Genomic DNA, 16,010 nt, shown 5'->3' with positions numbered 1-16,010 from the left:
CCACAATGATTCAACTTGAGGGACCCAGAATATCCTCTCTTCTCGGATTAAAAAAGGTATGGTTATCTGAATTTTCGATCTGGTCCGCAGGAGGGGTCTGATGCCCACAGCACAGCACTCCACTTCGCCGGTCCCGCTCTATCTCCTCCCCCAGGCACTATCGGAAGAGATCAAGAAGTACGGGGATACAATTGCCGAGGTCAGGATCCGGCGGACCACCGGTCACAACTATGTCCTGAAGGTCAAGCACGAGAAGCGGGGTGACCGCGGTGACTGAACCCGGGACGCTCTCGCTCGGTGAGAACGAGATCCTTCGCGTGGAGATAGACGGCGAGTCCTACCGGATCGAGGCAAAGGAGGTCCGGGCCCTTCTCTTCTACGGCCGTGTCGTGCCGATCATACAGGTCCAGCGGAAGACATCTGCAGATGGAAAGGAAGAGGGCGAGGTAATCTCCATCGAGGGGCACGCAGCCATCAACCGAGCAGGGAAAGCGGTGATCCTCTACACGCGGGCCGGGCACTTCATTATCCCGCTCGTGAGTTTCCAGCGGGTCGCCCGGGGGGAAGCGGTCTCGGCACCGCTCTTCCCCCTCTTCCCGGACTGTCAGGATGGATCGGCATGAGCAGTGAGGTCAAGAGGGCCCTCGCGACCCTTTTCCCGGATGGCGGGATCGTGGAGCTCCGGGCCCTGACCGACCACTCGGTCCACAGCGGGTATTTCGACAACTTCGATACGCTGGCCGAGAAGACGGCAAACCTGGACACGTTGCCGGAAGTCGCCGGGATCTATGTCACGTTGAACACGGTTGACCCGGCCCTGCTCTCCCGGAGAGCGAACCGGGTGAAGTTGAATCTGGGCCGGAAGGACCCGACCACCAGCGACTCTGATGTACTCAGCCGGCGCTGGCTCCCTGTCGACCTGGACCCGGTCCGGCCAAGTGGAGTCTCATCCACCGATACAGAACACGAGGCTGCTCTTGCTCATGCCGGGCGTATCCGGACCTGGCTTGGAGAGCAGGGGTTCCCGGATCCTATCATGGCTGACTCCGGGAACGGGGCTCACCTGCTCTACCGGATCGACCTGCCGAATGATGATGCATCAACAGACTTAGTGAAAGGGTGCCTTGGAGTCCTTGACACCCTGTTTTCCGATGGAACGGTATCCGTGGATGCCGCGAACTTCAACGCCGCTCGGATCTGGAAACTCTATGGGACCACGTCGAAGAAAGGGGACAACACCTCCAGCCGGCCTCACCGGCAGTCACGCATCATCGCAGTCCCTAAAGAGGTGAATGTGGTCCCGGTCGAACAGCTCCGTCACCTTGCCAGCCTACTTCCGAAGAACGATCCGGACCCTGGCCAGCGGACGAAAGGGCGGGGCCTCGACCTCCACGAGTGGCTGAACGCCCACCGGATCGGGATCCGGTCAGAGAAGCCGTGGCAGGGAGGGATGCTCTATGTCCTGGACGAGTGCCCGTTTTCCTCCGCGCACCAGGACGGAGCGTTTGCCATCCAGTTCCCAAGCGGAGCGGTTCATGCCGGCTGCCAGCATGCTTCGTGTGGTGGCGGGACACAGCGATGGCCGGAGCTTCGGGAACGGTATGAACCGAGGATACGCGAAAAGCGAGAGCGGGGATCTATAGCCAATACTGCATCAATCCTCTCACCCCCTGCTCCTCCACTGCCTCCTGCTGCAACGATCGAATCCCGGTCCCAGGCTGCCGAGACCCTGCGGTCCGGTGACCCTCTCACCTTTATCCTGGACGTCTTCCATCGGGACCATGTCGGGGACCGGGTCGTTGCCGAATGCCTCATCCTCTCGGTCGCATCGCAATCGGTCCTGAATACCCAGGGACTCCATGTCGCAATATCAGGAAACTCGGGGAAGGGGAAGACCCATGCCTGTCGCGCGATGCTCAACCTCCTCCCCGAGAAGTTCAAACTGAAAGGGACGGTCTCGGACAAGGCCCTCTATTACCACCCGATCCAGCCGGGCACTGTCCTCCTCTTCGATGATGTGTCCCTCTCAGAGGACCTGCAGGAGATCCTGAAGTCGGCAACCGCGAGCTTCCGGGAGCCGATCGAACATCGGACACTCACCAGCGATCGGCAGGTACGGATCTGCACCATCCCCGAGCGGTGCGTCTGGTGGCTAGCGAAGGTGGACCTGGCCGGTGACGATCAGGTCATGAACAGGATGCTCTGTGTCTGGATCGATGACTCGGCCGACCAGGACGCAGCGGTCCTGGCCCACCTGAAAACTGCCGAGGCAAAGGAAGCCGTTGCCGGAGAAGACCCGGACATCCTTGTCTGCCGGGCGATCTGGGAGCTCGTGAAGGAGCAGGTCCTGCATGTCCGCGTCCCCTTTGCCCCTCGAGTGCATTTCTCATCTGCCCAGAACCGAAGGAATCCCGGGATGCTCTTTGACCTGATCAAGTGCCATGCGAGGCTCTTCTTTCTCCAGCGGGACCAGGATGAGCACGGGAGCATCATCGCTACTCGCGAGGACTTCGAGTATGCCCGCAGGCTCTTCCTGGACCTGACCGGTGATACCGGGGCCCAGGAGACGAAGCAGACTCGGAACGAGGCAGCCGCCCTTGACAGCATCGCTAAGATGGGACTCGAGGTCTTCACCATCAAACAGCTCCAGGATGTCCTCGGTCTCTCCTATCACCAGGTCTACAGGCTACTCAAAGGGTATCGGAACAGTCGTGGACTCTATACCGGCATCCTCGATAAGTGCCCTGCGGTGAGTTACATTGATGCCACGGTCGCCGAGGACATCTACGGGATGGAGGTGAAACACCGGGAGCATTACTTCTCGTTCGACATCGGCCTCTACAAGAACTGGACAGCGAGGGCGGAGATCTGGCTTGAAGACGAACTGGAAGAAGAGCAGCGAAGGACACGAGGTCCTCGAAACGAAACGAATGATGACACTATTGCACTAGGTTTGCTCGACACTGATGTAAATGAAGAAGATGTTGATTCCGGTCTGGAATCTGAAAATGAAGAAGAAGGTACTGAGAGAGGTACCTCTTCTGATACCTCTTTGCATCATTTATCAGGAACGCACAGCATGCACGATCGGGCGAGTGATACCTCTTCCCGTGCCTGCATTTCGGGAAAGGGTGAAAACAAATTACATGCAGGGTCATTGAGGTCCCTAATTGCAGATTCGGGTCTGCAGAATGGTCATTCAATCTCCACCAGCCTCCGCAAAGACGTGCAAAGAAAGGGAAAGGATGCGAAGAGCGGGAAGCCATTCCGTATAAATCCCCTCCCTGGACTCTTGGACCACCGGGATTTTGTCAGGGTTAAAGTGGTGTCCAGCCGGTGTGATGTTTGTCATGTGAAAGCAGCGGTCTTCCGGTGTGCGGAAAAGAATGTGGGGGTGTGTGAGAACTGCTATGCGAGGATGGTAAGTGAGTGGAATGAACAATCAGGCATAAAGTAAATGAGCCCTTTATTCACTCCGAACGCTGGCGAAATTTAATCGTATCTTATCACGACTATTCTTGTATTGAAAGGTTAGATCTCCGTGGCACCAGTGGACAAGAAAACCCTCAGCGAACGTGATATCTGTACGAAATTCATCACCCCGGCACTCTCCCGGTCCGGGTGGGATCTTCATACCCAGGTCCGGGAAGAGGTGAATATCACCAAGGGGCGAATTTCGGTCAAGAGCGGATCGGTCGTGCGAGGGAATCCGAAATTTGCCGATTACATTCTCTATTATCGTCACAATGTCCCGATTGCGGTAATCGAAGCAAAGGATAACAATCACACAGTAGGGGCAGGGATGCAACAGGCTCTTGAATATGCACAGATGATCGATGTTCCCTTTGTGTTTAGCTCGAACGGGGATGCCTTCCTCGAACATGACTCAACCGGAACGAAATCCCCGATGGAGGAAGAGTTCTCCCTCGACGCGTTCCCGTCACCTCAAAACCTGTGGAAACGTTACTGCCAATGGAAAGGAATCGATGAAGGAAAAATTGCTGCAATCACCCAGGAATATTATATCGATGAGACCGGGAAGGAACCCCGATATTACCAGATCAATGCAATCAACCGGACGATTGAAGCGATTACAAAGGGACAAAACCGTGTCCTCCTTGTGATGGCGACGGGAACTGGCAAGACCTATACCGCCTTCCAGATCATCTGGCGCTTGTGGAAGGCCGGTGTGAAGAAGCGGGTCCTCTTCCTCGCCGACAGGAACATCCTCGTTGACCAGACCCTCACCAACGATTTCAAACCGTTCGGATCTGCAATGGTCAAGGTGAGAAACCGGCAGGTCGACAAAAGCTATGAGGTCTATCTTGCTCTTTACCAGGCGGTGACCGGAACCGAGGAATGGAAAAACATCTACAAGCAGTTCTCACCCGATTTCTTCGACCTGATCGTTGTAGATGAGTGCCATCGGGGAAGTGCAGCCGAGGATGCGATGTGGCATGAAATCCTAGATTACTTCTCATCAGCGACCCATATCGGCATGACAGCAACCCCGAAAGAAACAAAGTATGTCTCGAATATCCATTACTTCGGGCCTCCAGTCTTTGTCTATTCTCTCCGGCAGGGTATTGAGGACGGATTTCTTGCTCCTTACCGTGTCGTCCGTATAGACCTTGATAAAGATTTGACCGGGTGGCGGCCGGCAAAAGATCAGAAGGACAAATACGGAAATCTCATCGATGACCGGCTCTACAACCAGAAGGACTTCGACCGGGTTCTTATCCTCGAACAGCGGACGCGTCTCGTCGCCCGGAAGGTCTCTGACTTCCTCAAGATGGTCGACCGGTTTGCAAAAACCATCGTGTTCTGCGAAAATATCGACCATGCCGAGAGGATGCGCCAGTATCTCGTGAATGAGAATTCAGATCTCGTTACGGAACATCCACGGTATATCGTGCGGATTACCGGTGATTCTCCAGATGGAAAGGCCGAACTTGACAATTTCATCATGCCAGACAGCAGGTTCCCGGTCATCGCGACCACCTCCCGTCTTCTCGGGACTGGTGTCGATGTCCAGACCTGCAAGCTGATCGTGATTGACAAGCGAATCGAGTCCATGTCGGAATTCAAGCAGATCATCGGGCGCGGGACCAGGATCAATGAAGAATATGACAAGTACTACTTCACCATCATGGACTTCCGAAAAGCAACGGAACATTTTGCAGACCCTGACTTCGATGGAGAACCTCTCGATGGAGGTGGCTACATCGGCCCGATCGAAGATCCGAAGAAGAAGGAGCGAAAGGAGGGGGAGGGGTTCAGGTATGTGGTCGGAAATGTCCCGGTGACGGTCGTAGCCGAACGTGTCCAGTATTTCGGGGTCGATGGAAAGCTCATTACCGAATCGCTCACTGATTACACGAAAAAGAATGTAACCCGGCAGTATGCGACCCTCGATGCGTTTCTCAATTCCTGGACCCATGCCGAACGGAAGCTGGCAATTGTCAAGGAACTCGAAGAACAGGGGGTAATCTTTGAAGCGCTTGAAACCGAGGTCGGGAAACAGTTCGACCCGTTCGATCTCATCTGTCATATTGTCTACGGAAAGCCGCCTCTCAGTCGGAGGGAGCGTGCGGACAAGGTGAAGCGGGCCTCCTATTTCGAGAAATATGGGGCAAAGAGCCGGGCTGTTCTTGAAGCGATCCTCGAGAAGTATGCGGATGGGGGACTTGAGGACATCGAGGACATCCAGATCCTCAAGGTCGATCCGCTCTCGCAGTTCGGCACGCCACTTGAAATCGTTCAGAATATCTTCGGCGGAAAGGGGAATTATCTGACCGCTATCCGGAGGCTTGAGCAATGCCTCTACACGGCGGAGTGCTGAACCAATGATACCGGTGATTTGTCTGGGAGGGATGTGCTGATGGCAATTTCCACAACGATCAAGGCCATCCAGGATATCATGCGCAAGGATGCAGGCGTCGATGGTGATGCGCAGCGGATCAGCCAGCTCGGGTGGATGCTCTTTCTTAAGATCCTCGACGACCGTGAAAAAGAATACGAACTGCTCCGCGAGGATTTCAAATCGCCCATCCCGGAACCCCTTAGATGGAAAAATTGGGCGACCAATCCCGAGGGAATCACGGGTGATGACCTGCTCGCATTTATTGACGGGAAACTTTTCCCGACGCTTAAGGACCTTCCGGTCGATGCGGGATCGAATGGGTCGGGATTTGTCGTAAAAAGGGTCTTCGAGGACTCCTACAATTACATGAAGAACGGGACACTCATCCGCCAGGTGGTCAACAAGATCAACGATATCGACTTCAACAGCTCCCAGGACCGCCACCTGTTCGGAGACATCTATGAGAAGATCCTGAAAGATCTCCAGAGTGCCGGAAATGCTGGGGAGTACTATACTCCGCGAGGCGTGACGCAGTTCATGGTCGACATGATTGCTCCTAAGCTTGGCGAAGTGATTCTCGATCCGGCCTGCGGGACCGGTGGTTTTCTCACTGCTTCGATCGAAGCCCTCCGCCGGCAGGTCAAGACCATCGAGGATGAAAAACTTCTTCAGAAGTCTGTCAATGGGGTAGAGAAGAAACCGATGCCGCACCTCCTCTGCGTCACCAATATGATGCTCCATGGAATCGACGTCCCGATCCGGATCCGCCATGACAATACCCTTGCCCGGCCGCTCCGTGACTATTCCCAAAAGGACCGCATCGATGTCGTGGTCACCAATCCTCCCTTCGGTGGAATGGAGGAGGACGGGATTGAATCGAACTTTCCCTCTGCCTTCAAGACCCGAGAGACGGCCGATCTCTTCCTGGTCCTCATTATCCACCTTCTCAAGGACGGAGGGCGGGCCGCGATTGTCCTTCCTGATGGAACCTTATTCGGGGAAGGTGTGAAGAGTCGGATAAAGGAGAAACTCCTCACTGAATGCGACCTCCATACGATTGTCAGGCTCCCAAATGGTGTTTTCAGCCCGTATACCGGAATCAAGACCAACCTCCTCTTCTTCACAAAAGGCAAGCCGACAAAGGAGATCTGGTTCTACGAGCACCCCTATCCGGAAGGTTACAAGTCCTACTCGAAGACGAAGCCTATCCGGATTGAGGAGTTCACACCGGAAAAGGCATGGTGGGGTAACCGTGTCGAGAACGAGCATGCCTGGCGGGTGTCGGTCGAGGACGTTGTCTCGAATAATTACAACCTTGACATCAAGAATCCGAACACGAAGTCCGAGGACTCGGGTGATCCCGTTGAGCTCCTCAAGGAATATGAAAAGATCCGTGTCGAGGTCGAACAGACACGAGAAGCGCTAAAACAGGAACTCATGGATGCGCTTGGAAGGGGAACCAGACCGTAGATTAGAGGGTGATGATACGCCAGAGGAATTACCAAGATTATTACAGGAATTAATGGACCTTCCCTCCGAGACCGAATGGATTGAATTTAAAGAAGCGAGAACAACATACGATTTCGATACTCTCGGGCGTTATTTCTCAGCGCTTAGTAATGAGGCAAATCTGAATGACCAATCTGCAGGTTGGTTAATTTTCGGGGTAACCGATACACCGCCAAGGATAATTGTAGGCTCAAATTATTGCCTGATGCCCCCTGGTCTTGATGATCTTAAGAAAAGCATTGCCCGGCAGACAAATCATCAAATGACTTTTTCTGATATTCATGAGTTCAATACCTCGTTTGGTCGCGTCATCATATTCGAAATTCCACCAGCTTCCCGAGGGATCCCTACAACATGGAGAGAGCGAGCCTATGGTCGGATTCATGACTCACTTGAACCTCTTGCACTTCATGAGATTGAACGGATACGGAACCAGGGTCCTGTCGATTGGTCTTCGAGAATCTGTGAAGGAGCCTCAATCTCCGACTTAGAACCCGATGCCATCTCATTTGCCAGAAACGAGTTCAAGAAGAAGTATCCAAGTCTTGCTCAAGAGGTCGACCGCTGGCCGGATTCAGAATTCCTTAACCGGGCAAAAATCTCCGTTGAGGGCAATATCACCAATACTGCAATCGTCCTTCTTGGGAGGACAGAGTCAGAGCATTTTCTCTCTCCATCAATAGCCCAAATAACCTGGGTTTTAAAAGATGAATCTGGAACTGAAAGAGATTATGTTCATTTCGGACCCCCATTGATTCTTGCGGTGAATGACGTATTCCGAAGGATTCGGAACCTTACTTACCGGCATATTTCAGATGAAACTCTCTTCCCGGTGGAGATCTCACAGTATGATTCTTGGGTCATCCGGGAAACCCTACATAACTGTATTGCGCATCAGGACTATTCACAGGGAGCCCGGATATCAATCGTAGAGAGCCCCGATTCCCTGCTCTTTACGAATCGCGGCGATTTCATTCCTGGTTCGGTTGAATCGCTCCTAATCCAGGATGCACCACCGGACAGGTATCGAAACCGATTCCTCGCCAATGCCATGGTGAATCTCAATATGATTGATACAATTGGAAGCGGAATTCGGCGAATGTTTCAGCATCAGAGGGAGCGCAATTTCCCCCTTCCTGACTATGATCTTAGCGAACCTGGACGGGTGAGCGTGAGGATCATTGGAAAGGTACTCGATCCCAAATATACCCGGATGCTGATTAGAAGGAAAGATTTGAATCTGCTCGATGTTATCGCACTTGATAAGGTCCAGAAAGGCCGCCAAATTACACAGGACGAATTCAGATCCTTGAAGACGAAGGGACTGATTGAGGGAAGACGCCCACACCTCTATGTCTCTGAAAAAGTTGCAGCAGAAACGGACACACGGGCTGATTACATCCGGAAGAGATCGTTAGATAGAGATTATTTCAAGAAGATGATTGTCACCTATCTTGAAACCTATCATGAAGCGAAATGGAGTGCTTTTGAGGACCTGTTGCTAGATAAAGTATCAGATGCGTTGAATGAGAAACAGAAGCGACAGTTCATCAAGGACCTTCTCCAGGAAATGCGAAGGGATGGAACTCTGGAAACGATTGGAAGAACCCAGGCAGCACGCTGGGTCCTCGCATCGAAAGACCGTTCATCATGATGGAACAGAATTCCTGCCAAATTAGCAAATCCCGAATTCTAAAATGGATAACAATTGGAGAGAGATTGGAGAGATTAATATTGGAAATTTTCGCAGGAATTTAAAAATGGACATGAATGACTGGATATTTCAAATTTGGAATTCGGGGAACATTGGAGAATTCAGAAAATGAATTCAAAGAATTCTCTAATTGATCGAGCAGATACGACGCTTCTTATAGAGCAATTCCCCTTGCTCGCTACCTCTCCTAATGGAATAACTAATCTGCGCGAACTCATTCTCCAGCTCGCAGTCAGGGGAAAACTCGGAACGCAGGATGCGAGCGATGAGCCGGCGAGAGTTTTGTTCGATAAAATTAAATCTATTAATCAACAGTTAGTGAAGCAGGACAGGATTAGAAATGAGAGACCTCTGAAAGAAATATCTGATTCAGATGTTCCATATAAGATCCCGGAAAGTTGGATTTGGACGCGGCTTGGCAACATTGGTCAAATTGTTGGAGGGGGGACACCACGTACCTCGAATTCTGACTATTATGTGAAAGATGGAATCCCCTGGTTAACACCTGCAGACCTCTATAGATTGAAAGAGAGATTCGTTAAAAGAGGGAGAAGAGATATTTCTGAAATTGGTTTGAGTGAAAGTTCTGCTCAACTGCTACCTAAAGGAACAGTTCTATTCTCAAGTCGGGCTCCGATTGGATATGTGGCGATTGCATCAAATTCTTTAGCGACAAATCAAGGTTTTAAATCATGTATTCCATTCATCATGGAAATGAGCGAATATATCTATTATTTTTTAAAAGCAGCTGCAATTGAAATTGATGCCAAAGCATCTGGAACAACGTTTAAGGAAATATCTGGACAGGAAATGAAACAGATCCTGATCCCCCTTCCTCCCCTCGCCGAACAGCAACGCATCGTCCAAAAAGTCGACTGCCTCATGGCGCTCTGTGATACCCTTGAGTTCCAGCAGCGGAAAGAGCACGAATCAAGGGTCCTGCATGGGACGGCGGCACTTACAGTACTTCTGAAGGCGAAGGATTCTGAAGAATTGGAGAAGATATGGAAGCATTTAACTGGGAATTTCGATGGACTGTTCGATTGTTTAGAAAATATTTTGACACTACGACAGACAATTTTACAACTTGCAGTTAGAGGGCAGTTGGCAGAGCAAAATATCGATGATGAATCCGTGTCCGATGTACAGGAAATATTCGATAATACTCCTCATTCCTTACCTGAAAACCTGACTTCGCCAGAAGAAGGATGAGAAGGTAGTGTTTATATAATTTCATGCAAAAAAACACAGCCTTCTCATTAGGTAATATAGCATTAATCGATAGAATTGATTCGGAGACCAACTTTTTCGCATCAGTTCTTGGCGGAGTTGGTGGTCGAAGCAAGTCATTCATACCATCCGTAAAAGCTTCTCATCAGCAACAAACTCAATCAATCGGTATCGATCAATAAGATTCTGGACTTTACCCCCGACGAACTTCTCAAGACACTGGGGTTTGAAGATACAATTTCAGACCGGAGTTTGTATCGGACTCTGGAACGACTGGGAGAAAGAAAGTCGATTGTTCTTGACCAGTTTCAACGCTGGATCTCCCAGCAGAGCCTCGTGGATCCAACCCAGTTCGTGGACTTCAGTTCGAGTTACTTTGAGGGGACAAAATGTCCGCTGGGGGAGTTAGGGTATTCCCGGGACAATCAGCCAGGGAAACTCCAGATCGCATTTGGGATCAGTGTCGGCCTCAATAACATACCGACGATGCTGACCATCCAGAAAGGAAATGTTCAGGATAAAAAGCATATGCAGATGCTGATCCGGTTATGCTCGAGCGTTCTTCCTGAAGGCAGTCTTCTGGTGTTTGACTGTGGAGGGAATACCCAGGATAACAAACGAAGGATCCGCGATCTGAAGTTCCATTATTTGACCCTGAAAGCAAAGAAGAAAGGACCATACCGGAACGAGATAACGATCTACCATGCCAGGAAAGAAAGCCAGGTTTCATTCGTTTCTGGCAACCGGGTCTATTCATGTGTCAAATATCGGGATGGCGAAGAAGTCCGGTACATATTTTTCTGTGACGACCTGGCCTGTGACCAGTTGACGAAGAAAGCAAGGAAACTTGAGAAAGACCTGGAGAAGGGGAAGGTTCTCACAAAGAAGGTTGAACGCGGAAAAGATCTCGGCCAGTATATCGCTCCTGGAGGGTTGGATCATCGCCCGTGGTCATCTCCAGAAGATCATTGGCGATATCCCCAACCCCTATGTAACCGGTCTTGAAGGTTTCTTCGTGCTTGAATCAACCATCGATGATGATCCCGAAAACATCCTGAATGCCTACAAGAATCGTGACCGTGCAGAGAAGTTCATCCGGGACCTCAAAGAAGGAGCCGAGCTCCGGCCGATCCGGCACTGGTCCAAACACGCGGTGATCGGGTACGTGTTGATCGTTTTCCTCACCAAAGTCCTGGTGAGTTTGACACAACTTTTCTGTAAAGATCCCGTCGTGAAAAATCTGAAAGTCCTCAAAAATTATCTCACGAATTTGACACTTACGATCATATACCCTTCTTTTGGGTATCCTGTCAAGATCATTTCCAACTTCTCCCCAGAAATACGCCCAATTCTTGGAGATTTTATCAAGAGATATGGTAGCCTGGAGGCGCCAAATCACTGGTAAATTGCTTCTGGCGAATTGGGTTAAGTCGTTTAAATTTGATGGAAGTACTGAAAAGTGGCGAAGTTAGGTTGATACCTGTGTCCGGTTCTCTCTGTCGATTATTTCGAAAAATATAAAATCTGATTAAATATCCTTATGCTAAGATATTTCTCTCTGGAGGCCATCTTACCCAGCAGGTTTTATGGTCTTGCTTATAACCTGACCTCCCGAGTTTTAGGCACATGATTCCATCAAATATCGGTCCAATTCTATAATGCGACCCTCAACCGCAAGATCTAAATAATATAATGTGCTTACATTATAAGCATATGAAACCCATTCGCCGAATCAAGAAGATCAATGGGATAGAATACTGGTATGAGGATGTTCCCTACTACGATCCGGTGAAGAAACAAACCCGCCACACCTCACATTATTTAGGGAAAAATATCAATGGAGTTCCAGTAAAAGTAAGAACTGAAGGTATTCCAGGCCCAAGCATCTCTGCAATCCCAAAGGAAGCATTCACTCATGGAAATCTCCTCCCACTTCAGCAAATCATCCAGGACCTGCACATTGATGAATATCTCTCCACACTTGCCAGCAAGAGTGAGAAAGAGACCATTCTCGCCATAGCCATCAACCGGATCCTACATCCCGTCGCGATGCACCTTGTATCGACCTGGTACGAAGAGAGCTCGCTCTTCCTCACCAATCCGAACCTCCATCTGAGCAGCCAATCTATCAGCGAACTTCTTTCCACCATTGGCAACAGCGGTGTTCCCGAGGAATTCATGCATCTCCTCATTCGAAACCTCGGCACCGATGCAACACTCATCTATGACATCACCAGTCTCTCAAGTTATTCGCAGCTCATATCTCTCCTGGAATATGGGTACAATCGTGATGGCTTGGACCTTCCACAAGTCAATTTCTCCCTTATTCTCGACACGCATCAGGCCATTCCCGTTATGTATGACATCTACCAGGGGAGCATTGTCGATGTCGTAACCTTAAAAAATACCATCAAGAAAATCGGAGCCATAGGGGTCAACAATTACACATTGGTGCTCGACCGTGGTTTTTTCAGCCAGGGGAACCTGGAAGAGCTGGTCCAGGAAGGATTCTCATTCGTAATACCTGCGTCCCTCACGCTCAAACAAGTCAAAGAGGTTCTCACCGAAGCTCAACGTGACCTTGAAAGCCCGCAATACCTGCAGAAATACCAGAAGAATCCGATCTTTGTCAAGCCTATCTCATTCGACGTGCACGGGAATGATATCAAAGCATTTTGCTATTATGACATGAAGCGGGAGCAGGATGAACGAAATCTCTTCTATGTTCGCCTCCATGACCTGAAACAGAAACTTGAGCGTCTCAAAATACCACGGTGGCGGAAGCCCGATGATATCTTTAAGGAGTGCGCAGGAAAGTTCTCGAATTATTTCTCCTGGCATGTGCAGGGTAACCAGTTTGTGGTCGAAATCCGGAATAATGCCGTGTCACAGAGGGTTAACAGAATGGGCAAACAGATCATTCTGTCCCATGGACCACTCGATTGGAAGGAGTGTCTCACCGTCTATCGGGAACGCGATTATATCGAGAAAACATTCCGAACTTTGAAACAGGATCTCCAGGTTCTCCCTCTGAATGTGAAAAAGGAGTCTACAATGAAGGGGTTTCTTTTGTCACATTTATCAGCCTCATTTTGAGGATGAAACTGCTGAAACAGATGAAGGACGCTGGACTCCTGGAAGATTATACCCTCGATGGTCTTCTCCTCGAACTTTCCAAGATCAAGAAGATTCGATTGGTGACGGGAGAGACGATTATAACTGAAATTTCAAAGAAACAGAGAACTATCCTGGATGCACTCGGACTATGTGCTTAAACTACCCGGAAGTCAGGTTATAAACCACGCTGCAAATCATCTTCAGCGATACCTGGGCCGGCGTTCTGGACGTTCGGCCATGCTCGTCTCCACTCCCTTCCGCTCCGGTCCGGCCGGTCCTCGCTTCGGGTCGTTCCGCTCACATCGCCTCCCTGTTTTTCTGCGGCTTGATGTGGCGAGTAGACGCTCAGTGACTCGCAACGCTCGACTTTGTGCTGATACACTCGGCAACTGGCACCGCTTGGGCCGCTGTGGCCTCCTACACTTTCACTCTCCCTGTAGCTGAGCCTGTTGATTCTGAAAATGGAAGACCGAGGTATGAGTGATGATCCACCCACAATCTGGTGTCCGAGCTGTGGTTCATTGTTAACCTCGACACTATTAACCTCGCCACTGAATGATTCCGGGATGTGGGAGTGCAACCCTCCAATGCGAGTATTGCAACTCGCGCCACCTTGAAATGCCTGGTCACCTTGGTACCCCTTTTTCACCAAGGTGAACATGGCATCGAAGAATCATATGGACATCTTACGTCCTCGCCACGAGAAGTCAGAATAACTGTAAAACGCACGTCATTTTTCAACTCCGACTATCATACCAGTTTATATATTCCTTAAATTAGAACCTATCTTGGTTAGTATGAAAGCCTGGGGAATTATTGTCGGATTAATGATTATTCTCGCGATGGTCTGCACTCCTGTTGTTGCCATCAGTAAAAGTGACCTCTTATCACAATACTCATCCGGTCAGATATCAGTCGAGACCACGGCGAAGTCCCCGCTAAGTGAGAAACCTTCCCAGGGAGACCTGACATCCGTGTTCTCGCCTGCAAAACAATTGTATCTTTGGAAACTCTCTCAACCTCTCACGTGCCCACCTGACGAACCGATAGGAGGGCTGCATCCTGGAGTCATGGCTCTTCTGTTTAACATAGAAACAGGAGAAGTAACCCACCTTTTCTTCGATGACAGGATGAGGGTCTTCATCGTGAAAGAAGGCTGCCAGTGCCCGATCACCCCGTGGAAGCCTAAATGGGAGCGAATATGAAAATGAAGGCAACGTGGATTATCATCCTTATCCTTGTGCTGTGTTCAATAATATGCATTCCTGCAATTGCAATCAGCAAGAGCGACCTTCTCGCATCCTACATGTCACCATCAAACGTACACTAGACTAAATTCAATACCTCTGAACTTATTTCAAAATCGATGGCCATCCCTACATATCCAATTCCCACTCCTGAAATCCCCTCATCAGGAATTGGCTCTTCATTCCCAAACCTGGTCATCCTACACCAGTTCCGTCATCAGGGAAATCATACCTCCTATCGTGGTTTGTTTCTCCATCTCCCCCTATCCCATGGAAATATGACTCCCCAAGTAAACAACTCATCGTCACTCCAACTCCGACAAGTGCACCCACATCTTCGACAGGATGCATGTACGCATCTTGCCCTCCCGCCATCCCGGTTGGCGACCTCCATCATACGCTCTGTGCATGTATGGCGTATGTCAATGCAAGTACAGGAGAATTGTTTGGGGAAGAATGCATCAATCCAGAGACAGGTTTTTCTTACCCAATCGGGATGGATGCTTTAGGGACCTGCTATCTGGTAAAACCAGGGTGCCCGGCAAAGTGGGCCGATTAATCTATCATCAATTTTTTAGTTTTTTCCGTTTTGCACCCGCTCTCCCGCTCGGGGGGGCCTCGTGGTCGGCACCGCGTGCCGCCCGGTTCGACCCTCCGGCACTCACCTGGGGAGTGAGCAGGAGGGAGGTTTATCAGCAACTAGCGACGAGCGGTCCGCCGCAGCGGTCTGCGAGGAGTGGGTGACAGCAGCCGGTGGTGAGGAGCCTGCGATGAAACCACGGGCGTCTATCGCTGCCCGATCCAGGATGAGAGATCGGGGAGACGGTGCGAGCGGAGCTTCCTGGAGGAGCACCGGACGCGAGGAGGAGCGGACGGGAGGAAGCGGAGACGAGCACGGTCGACCGGTTACAATTCTGTGAACCAACACCCCAGCTCCGCGGAGGCCGCCACCGAACGAGAGTGAGGGCGTCGCCGGAGGGGAGCGATATTTTTGGGCCGCGATCAACCTGCTGCAGGCTGAGCCCTCGCCGCGAGCGAAGCAAGCAGCGGGCGAAGGCTGGAGTCTCGCTCCTGTCTTCACCCTTTTCCGATTAAAAAAATGAAATTCTTGCTAAGAATGCTGCGGGTGGGATCCGAACCCACGACCTCCAGATGTCTCAGATGACGGCGCCTCGAATTGCACAATAACCCTATGAGTCTGGCGCCCTAACCAGCTAGGCCACCGCAGCGCACAAAAGTGCATAATTAAAACGCCACAAACGGTATTAAAGGTTCTGATGTGCATTCTGCCCGTTATAAGAGGCAAATCGGGAAAAAAAAGTGTCCGGGA

Annotated in this window: 12 protein-coding genes, 1 tRNA gene and 1 pseudogene; 12 read left to right on the top strand and 2 right to left on the bottom strand. The window is 50.6% G+C overall.

Translation table 11 applies throughout. The features are described 5' to 3' along the window. The first annotated feature begins 97 nt into the window (after positions 1–97). The 11 genes and pseudogenes from IPI71_04730 to IPI71_04680 all read left to right on the top strand — a co-directional run bounded on the left by IPI71_04730 (position 98) and on the right by IPI71_04680 (position 14,638). Positions 98–277: a hypothetical protein gene (locus IPI71_04730; GenBank protein QQR71943.1), complete on the top strand. Its 180-nt coding sequence runs from the start codon at positions 98–100 to the stop codon at positions 275–277. Continuing rightward, a complete protein-coding gene (locus IPI71_04725) occupies positions 261–623 on the top strand; it encodes a hypothetical protein (protein ID QQR71796.1) in 363 nt (120 codons plus the stop codon). Before IPI71_04730 ends, IPI71_04725 begins: the two co-directional genes overlap by 17 nt. Further along, positions 620–3,457: a hypothetical protein gene (locus tag IPI71_04720; protein ID QQR71795.1), complete on the top strand. Its 2,838-nt coding sequence runs from the start codon at positions 620–622 to the stop codon at positions 3,455–3,457. Before IPI71_04725 ends, IPI71_04720 begins: the two co-directional genes overlap by 4 nt. A 93-nt stretch (positions 3,458–3,550) precedes the next feature. Then, complete coding sequence (locus IPI71_04715; protein QQR71942.1) at positions 3,551–5,842, top strand: DEAD/DEAH box helicase family protein; 2,292 nt, start codon at positions 3,551–3,553, stop codon at positions 5,840–5,842. 39 nt (positions 5,843–5,881) lie between these two features. Next, a complete protein-coding gene (locus IPI71_04710; protein QQR71794.1) occupies positions 5,882–7,333 on the top strand; it encodes an SAM-dependent DNA methyltransferase in 1,452 nt (483 codons plus the stop codon). Continuing rightward, entirely contained in the window at positions 7,305–9,026 is a 1,722-nt protein-coding gene (locus tag IPI71_04705) for a putative DNA binding domain-containing protein (GenBank protein QQR71793.1), read from the top strand. The genes IPI71_04710 and IPI71_04705 overlap by 29 nt, the downstream gene beginning before the upstream one ends. A 168-nt stretch (positions 9,027–9,194) precedes the next feature. Then, a complete protein-coding gene (locus IPI71_04700; protein ID QQR71792.1) occupies positions 9,195–10,298 on the top strand; it encodes a restriction endonuclease subunit S in 1,104 nt (367 codons plus the stop codon). Between the two features lie 270 nt (positions 10,299–10,568). After that, positions 10,569–11,321: a hypothetical protein gene (locus IPI71_04695; GenBank protein QQR71791.1), complete on the top strand. Its 753-nt coding sequence runs from the start codon at positions 10,569–10,571 to the stop codon at positions 11,319–11,321. Next, positions 11,206–11,721 (top strand): hypothetical protein, encoded by a 516-nt coding sequence (locus IPI71_04690; GenBank protein ID QQR71790.1) that lies wholly within the window; start codon positions 11,206–11,208, stop codon positions 11,719–11,721. The genes IPI71_04695 and IPI71_04690 overlap by 116 nt, the downstream gene beginning before the upstream one ends. A gap of 308 nt (positions 11,722–12,029) precedes the next feature. Beyond that, a pseudogene (locus tag IPI71_04685) lies at positions 12,030–13,591 on the top strand (IS1634 family transposase). Between the two features lie 639 nt (positions 13,592–14,230). Further along, positions 14,231–14,638 (top strand): hypothetical protein, encoded by a 408-nt coding sequence (locus IPI71_04680; GenBank protein ID QQR71789.1) that lies wholly within the window; start codon positions 14,231–14,233, stop codon positions 14,636–14,638. Positions 14,639–14,875: 237 nt separating this feature from the next. Here the strand turns inward: IPI71_04680 and IPI71_04675 are convergent, their stop codons facing one another. Beyond that, positions 14,876–15,031, bottom strand: coding sequence for a hypothetical protein (locus IPI71_04675; protein QQR71788.1), 156 nt, complete (start codon positions 15,029–15,031; stop codon positions 14,876–14,878). 269 nt (positions 15,032–15,300) lie between these two features. On the opposite strand from IPI71_04675, the gene IPI71_04670 reads away from it, so the two are divergent. Continuing rightward, positions 15,301–15,600, top strand: a complete 300-nt coding sequence (locus IPI71_04670; GenBank protein ID QQR71787.1) for a hypothetical protein — start codon at positions 15,301–15,303, stop codon at positions 15,598–15,600. 198 nt (positions 15,601–15,798) lie between these two features. On the opposite strand, the gene IPI71_04665 is transcribed toward IPI71_04670, so the two are convergent. Further along, a tRNA-Met gene (locus tag IPI71_04665) sits at positions 15,799–15,909 on the bottom strand. Positions 15,910–16,010: the final 101 nt, after the last annotated feature.

This window comes from Methanolinea sp. (genome assembly GCA_016699325.1).
Lineage (GTDB): Archaea > Halobacteriota > Methanomicrobia > Methanomicrobiales > Methanospirillaceae > UBA9949.
Note: the sequence above shows the minus strand (reverse complement) of the source record. Positions and strands in the feature narration are given on the sequence as shown.